Source organism: Nitrospirota bacterium (genome assembly GCA_016180645.1).
Taxonomy (GTDB): domain Bacteria; phylum JACPQY01; class JACPQY01; order JACPQY01; family JACPQY01; genus JACPAV01.
In genome coordinates, this window is record JACPAV010000055.1 from 1 (window position 1) to 6,034 (window position 6,034).

Sequence of the window (6,034 nt, forward strand, 5' to 3'; positions counted from 1 at the left end):
AGGGGAGGGTCTTCAGACCCTCCCGACAAGAGGGAGCAACCAAGAGGGAGCACCTGAAGGTGCTCCCCTACGAGGAGGCATTCTGTCAGAGGCTCTGAGCTCGACTTTTGCCATTCTTTGAAAGGTTTATGTTTGGTCATGATGCGTAGGGGAGGGTCTTCAGACCCTCCCGACAAGGGGGAGCAACCAAGAGGGAGCACCTGAAGGTGCTCCCCTACGAGGAGGCAAGGACAAGAGGGAGCATCTGAAGATGCTCCCCTACTTTCTCAAAATTCACGGCGTGGAAATGGCCTTCCCTTGTGAAGTGATGTTCACACAGCATGGAAAAATGGCAAAAGTCGAGCTTAGTGCGGACAGAGCCGAATCAGAACTGGAACTGCCAGCCGAGGGTGGCGCCGAGGGAGTCGAAGCCGGGGTTGCGGGAGTCGCCGGCGATAAGCGCGCCGTTCGAGATGTGAAGGTGGCGCAGGGATCCGAAGAAGTACGCGTCATCGAACCGGCGAAACAAGAATCCTACGCCGTAGAGCGGAGTGAAGTTGACCTTGGTGCCGCCGGGTGGAAAAACGTCAGCGGTGAAGATCATGCCGATGCCGGTTTCCAGGAAGGGGGTCCACTTCTCGCCGATCGGCAACTGCCATCGAGTGAAAATGTTCCCGCCGAGGCCCGCCGTGCGCACCTCGTCGTCGCGGAAGCCGGTGAGATTGAACTCCATGCCGGCGCAGAGCCAGCGGCGAAAGTGAAAACCGAAGGCGCTCCGCGCGTCGGCCACATCCGTTTCCCGTCCCCCGTGGCTTCGGAAATATCCGGCTTGCGACGAGATGAACCATGAGCGCGATCGGAGATCGCCCGATCCGCGGTCGCGGTCCGAAGGGTCCGTCTCCGTGAAGTAAAGCGATGCCGCGAATGCCGGGAACCCCAGCAGGACGAGCTTCGGCTCGCCCAGCGGATTCAGCGCGTCGAAGGCCCGGGCCGGCCGGATGTCCGCCAGAAGAAGGAGCACGGACAAGGTGAGTGACTTGACGCTAGTTGGCAGCGCCATCGTGTGGTTTCTATGGGCCTCTAACAGAATGCCGATTCGTAGGGGAGCATCTTCAGATGCTCCCTCTTGGCGGGAGGGTCTGAAGACCCTCCCCTACGCATTCTGTTAGACGCTCTAAGTAGTCCTTAGCGTAGCGGATGTAGCTTGTGGCGCTGTGATCGATCTGCTGGATTTCCGACGGCTTGAGGGGGCGGACGACCTTGGCGGGCATGCCCATGACGAGGCTGCGGGGCGGAATCTTGGTTCCGGGAGTGACGAGGGCGCCCGCGGCGATGAAACAGTATTCGCCGATCTCGGCTCCATCCAGAACGACAGAGCGCATGCCGACAAGGACGTTGTCTGCGATGGTGCATCCATGAATCACGGCGGCATGACCTACCGTGACGTTCGCGCCGACGCGAGTCGTCCACAGATCCTTCGTCGCGTGAATCACCGTTCCGTCCTGGATGTTCGTGCGCGCCCCGATGGCGATGGCGTTCACGTCGCCGCGGATGGTCACCCCGAACCAGATGCCGGTGTCGCTTCCCAACTCCACATTGCCGATGACGTAGGCATTGGGGGCGACAAAGACGCCCTCCGGGACTTTCGGGATCCAATGTTTGTAGGGGAGAATCGGCATGTCAGCGAGGGTTTACGCTGCGAGATCCTGGGCAATCTTGGCGGCGATGCGGGGGTCGAACAAGTTGGCGGTGCCGATTTCGACGGCGACGGCCCCAGCGGACAGGTAGTCACGGACATCGGCCGCGCGCCGAACGCCGCCGGTGGCGATGATGGGGATGCGAAGGGAACTCCCGATTTCCTTGAGGTGCTTGAGCACGAGGGGTTTGAGCGCAGGTCCCGAGAGGCCGCCGAATTCGTTGCCCACAACGGGCCGTCCGGCTTCATCGACCGGCCGGATGCGCAGCGTATTGCCGAGGCAGATGGCGTCCGCGCCGGCTCCCTCGATGGCGCGCGCCACGTCCACCAGTCTGGGATCTCCGGGCGCGAGCTTGGCGATGATGGTTTTCTTCGTCCGTGTTCGCACCTGCCGAATGAGTTGTGCGGCCGCTTCCGGGTCTTCGCCGACCTCTCGCCCCCCACCTTGGACATTCGGACAGGAGAGATTGACTTCTATGGCCGCCAATTCGTCGGCCGATTCGAGTCGCGAGGTGAGTTCTTCATATTCGGCCGGACTGAAGCCGTAGACGTTGGCGATGATCGGAATGCCCCATTCCCGCAGGGCGGGCCAGCGATCCCGGAGGAAAGCCTCGATGCCGATGTTCTGGAGTCCGATCGAGTTGACCATCCCTCCCGGTACGCAGGCGACGCGGGGGGGGGGATTGCCCGGACGCGGCTGAAGCGTGATCCCCTTGGTGACGAAACCGCCGAGGAGTCGGACGTCGAAAAAGTCGGGCAGGAATTCCCCGTTCGCGGCGATGCCGGAGGCGATGATGACGGGGTTGGGGAGGGAGAGGGGACCGATGACGATTCGTGATCCCGTGATCCCGTGACTCCGTGAGCCCGCGTGAGGGCTCTGATTCACGGTTTCACGATTCACGGGTTCACGGTTCGTTGCGGAAGATCCAGCAGAAGGGCCACGGCATCTTCGCGCGTGTCGTAGTAGTAGTTCGGGCGCACGCCCACGGCGCGGAATCCGAGCTTCCGATAGAGATTGAGAGCCGGTGTGTTGGAGGGCCGGGCCTCCAGCGTGGCAAGGGTCAGCCCCGTTTCGACGGCCAAATGGAGGACGTGGGTGAGGAGTCTCAGACCGAATCCGAGCCGGCGGAAATCCGATCCGACGGCAAGATTCAGGATATGGAGTTCGTTGTGGATGAACCAGGAGCAGAGGTAGCCCACGCACTTCCCGCCGTCCTCGAAATGAGCCTTCAAAACATACGAACGGGCCAGGGGGTTTCTCATTTCCGCTCTGAAAAAAGATTGCGGCCAGGGAGTGGGGAAGGATTCCCTCTCGATGTCCAGGACTTCGGGGAGATCGTCCTCCTTCATCGAAGTGATGAGCGTGCTGACCAGTTTGTCGCCGCGATGGGGGGCGCGCAGGACGCTCATTCGGCGGGTGACGAGAGGGGTGGGTTCTTATCGCCGCGCTCGGGCGGTCCCCTTGCCGTTCAGCCGACGCGCGGTTTTCATTCGATTTCCATTCGTCACCCCCGCGGGCGAGCGAACCGGGCCCGCTTGGGTGCGTTTCGCGGTGATGGCCGCTTGGGCGGCGGCCAACCGAGCGATCGGCACGCGATAGGGCGAGCAGGAGACATAGTCCAAGCCCGCATCATGGAAGAAATGGATGGACCGCGGGTCGCCCCCGTGCTCCCCGCACACACCGGTTTTCAGTTCCGGACGGGCCGAGCGGCCCTTCGCCACACCGAGTTTCACGAGCGCCCCGACCCCGAGCTGGTCCAGAGAGCTGAACGGATCGTGTTCGAGGATGTTTCGGCCCGGCACTTCGACGGGTTGTCGGCATACTTTGCAGACGGCGGCCGCCCGATCCAGTTGGTTCGACCCGCATTGCACGCAGATATTGGCGCTGTTGAGGTAGTGAGCGATGAAGCGGCCCGAATCGTCGCGTGAGAAACCGAAAGTCGTCTGCGTGAGATCGTTGGTGCCGAAGGAGAAGAACTCCGCTTCGCGCGCGATCTGGTCCGCCGTTACGGCCGCACGCGGGAGTTCGATCATCGTGCCCACACTGTACTTGAGCCGCAGGTTTTCCTTCTTCATGACTTCTTCGGCCACCCGGTGAATGAGAAGTTTCTGCGCTTTCATTTCCTGGTCCAAGCCCACCAGTGGAACCATGATTTCAGGGACCACCTTGACGTTCTGCTTGGCCACGGTGCAGGCGGCCTCGAAAATGGCGCGCGCCTGCATTTCGGTGATTTCGGGGTAGAGGATGCCGAGCCGGCAACCTCGGAAGCCGAGCATGGGGTTGAACTCGTGCAGTTCCTCGACGCGGTTCAGCAGGCGGCGTTTGGCCTCCATGTCAGCCCCGTTCCCGCGGATTTCCATCCGGGCGAGTTCCACCATCAATTCCTCCCGCTTGGGAAGAAACTCGTGGAGGGGAGGATCGAGCAGGCGGATCGTGACCGGATATCCTCTCATGATTTGGAAAAGGCCGATGAAATCATTTCGCTGAAGGGGAAGGAGCTGATGGAGGGCCTGGACGCGGTCTTCCTTCGTCCGGGCGAGAATCATCCTTTGCATGATGGGGATGCGGTCCTCCGCGAAGAACATGTGTTCCGTGCGACAGAGGCCGATGCCCTCGGCGCCGAACCCCTTGGCGATTTCGGCCTGGTCCGGGATGTCCGCATTCGCGCGGATGCGGAGGCGGCGAACTTCATCCGCCCACTTCAGGAGCGTGGAGAAATATCGGAAGCGCTCTGAATCGCGGGAGCTGAGTTGATTCTGGATGACTTGAATGACTTCCGACGGGACGACGGCCACTTCGCCTTCGTATACGCATCCAACGAACCCATTGAGCGAGATGGGGCTGCCCTCCGGAAGGGTGCGGCCCCCAAACCGTGCGAGACGGGAAACTTCGTTGATCTCCAGCGTACCGCATCCGGCCACGCAGACCTTGCCCATTTGGCGGGCGACCACGGCGGCGTGGGAGGTCATTCCACCTTTTCCCGTCAGGATTCCGGCCGCGGCGCTCATCCCGTGGATGTCGTCGGGACTCGTCTCGGTGCGGACGAGAATCGCCCGCTCGCCGTTTCGCGCCATCTCCACGGCCTTTTCCGGCGTGAGGGCGATCAATCCGGTGGCCGCGCCCGGACCGGCCGGAAGGCCCTTGCCCAGGACGGCGGCGGAAGATTCCTTGGAGGGATCGAATACGGGAAATAGATATTGGGCGAGTTGCTCGCCATCGACGCGCATGAGGGCTTCTTCCTTATTGATCAGGCGCTTCTTGGCCATATCCACGGCCACCTTCACGGCGGCGAGCCCGGTGCGTTTCCCCGTGCGCGTCTGGAGGAGGAAAAGCTTGCCCTGCTCGATGGTGAATTCGAAATCCTGAATGTCGCGGAAATGCCTTTCCAGCCGCAACGTCACTTCCCGAAGTTTCTTGAATGCCTTCGGCATGTCCTCCTTGAGGTGGCGGATGGGCCGCGGGGTGCGGATGCCGGCCACCACGTCCTCCCCCTGTGCATTCACGAGGTATTCTCCGTAGAACTCATTGGCGCCGGTGGCCGGATTGCGCGTGAAGCCGACTCCGGTGGCGGAGGTGTATCCCTTGTTTCCGAAGACCATGGCTTGGATGTTCACTCCGGTGCCGATATCGTCTGGAATTCCGTATTGCTTCCTATAGAAGATCGCCCGGTCATTGTTCCACGAATCGAAGACGGCATCGCGGGCGAGGCAAAGCTGCTGGAGCGGATCCTGCGGGAACTCCTTCCCCGTTTCCCGGACCACCAACGCTTTGAACTCCTTCACCACGTCCTTCATTTCCTCCGCGGTCAGCTCCACGTCCTGCGCGCGGCCGAATTTCCTCTTCATCTCGGCGAGTTTTTCCTCGAATTTCTTTTTCTCGATCTTGAGCACGACGTCGGAATACATGGCGATGAACCGACGGGAGGAGTCCCACACGAACCGCTCGTCTTTCGTCTGGCCGATCAGCCCCAATGCCGTTCGATCGTTCAGTCCGAGATTCAGGATCGTGTCCATCATGCCCGGCATGGAGAATTTCGCTCCCGATCGTACGGAGACGAGGAGGGGATCTTTTTCGTCGCCGAGACGCCGTCCGCAGGCGCGTTCGAGCCGCTTCAGCCCGGCCAGGCATTCCTCGTGAATTTTTCTGGGGAGTTTGCGTCCGGAGGTATTGTATTCGCGGCAGGCGTCGGTGGAAATGGTGAAGCCCGGGGGAACGGGGATCCCGAGGTTCGTCATTTCCGCCAGACCGGCTCCTTTGCCTCCCAGGAGGTCTTTCATCTTGCCGTCGCCGTCGGCGCGCCCGTTCCCGAAAAAGTAAACGTAGCGGTTGCCTTTGGCGTTGTGCTTCTCCATGCCCGC

Annotated in this window: 5 protein-coding genes; all 5 read right to left on the bottom strand. The window is 61.4% G+C overall.

Annotation, left to right across the window (positions count from 1 at the left end):
• Positions 1-364 precede the first annotated feature (364 nt).
• From HYT87_19635 to HYT87_19655, 5 genes are read right to left on the bottom strand one after another with little or no spacing between them, the layout of a single operon-like run.
• Entirely contained in the window at positions 365-1,039 is a 675-nt protein-coding gene (locus tag HYT87_19635; GenBank protein ID MBI2061958.1) for an acyloxyacyl hydrolase, read from the bottom strand.
• Between the two features lie 52 nt (positions 1,040-1,091).
• Positions 1,092-1,658 carry a gamma carbonic anhydrase family protein gene (locus HYT87_19640; protein MBI2061959.1) on the bottom strand — a complete coding sequence of 189 codons (567 nt, stop codon included), beginning with the start codon at positions 1,656-1,658 and terminating at the stop codon, positions 1,092-1,094.
• Between the two features lie 12 nt (positions 1,659-1,670).
• Entirely contained in the window at positions 1,671-2,576 is a 906-nt protein-coding gene (locus tag HYT87_19645; protein MBI2061960.1) for a dihydroorotate dehydrogenase, read from the bottom strand.
• The gene (gene rimI, locus HYT87_19650; GenBank protein ID MBI2061961.1) at positions 2,573-3,085 is read right to left on the bottom strand and encodes a ribosomal protein S18-alanine N-acetyltransferase; all 513 of its coding nucleotides are present in this window, start codon (positions 3,083-3,085) and stop codon (positions 2,573-2,575) included. The genes HYT87_19645 and rimI overlap by 4 nt, the downstream gene beginning before the upstream one ends.
• Positions 3,086-3,112: 27 nt before the next feature.
• Positions 3,113-6,028 (bottom strand): pyruvate, phosphate dikinase, encoded by a 2,916-nt coding sequence (locus tag HYT87_19655; GenBank protein ID MBI2061962.1) that lies wholly within the window; start codon positions 6,026-6,028, stop codon positions 3,113-3,115.
• Positions 6,029-6,034: the final 6 nt, after the last annotated feature.

Bases quoted from the DNA above. Each gene is read 5' to 3' on its own strand.
- rimI (MBI2061961.1), bottom strand. From the start codon at position 3,085: ATGAGCGTCCTGCGCGCCCCCCATCGCGGCGACAAACTGGTCAGCACG.
- HYT87_19655 (MBI2061962.1), bottom strand. From the start codon at position 6,028: ATGGAGAAGCACAACGCCAAAGGCAACCGCTACGTTTACTTTTTCGGG.
- HYT87_19640 (MBI2061959.1), bottom strand. From the start codon at position 1,658: ATGCCGATTCTCCCCTACAAACATTGGATCCCGAAAGTCCCGGAGGGC.
- HYT87_19635 (MBI2061958.1), bottom strand. From the start codon at position 1,039: ATGGCGCTGCCAACTAGCGTCAAGTCACTCACCTTGTCCGTGCTCCTT.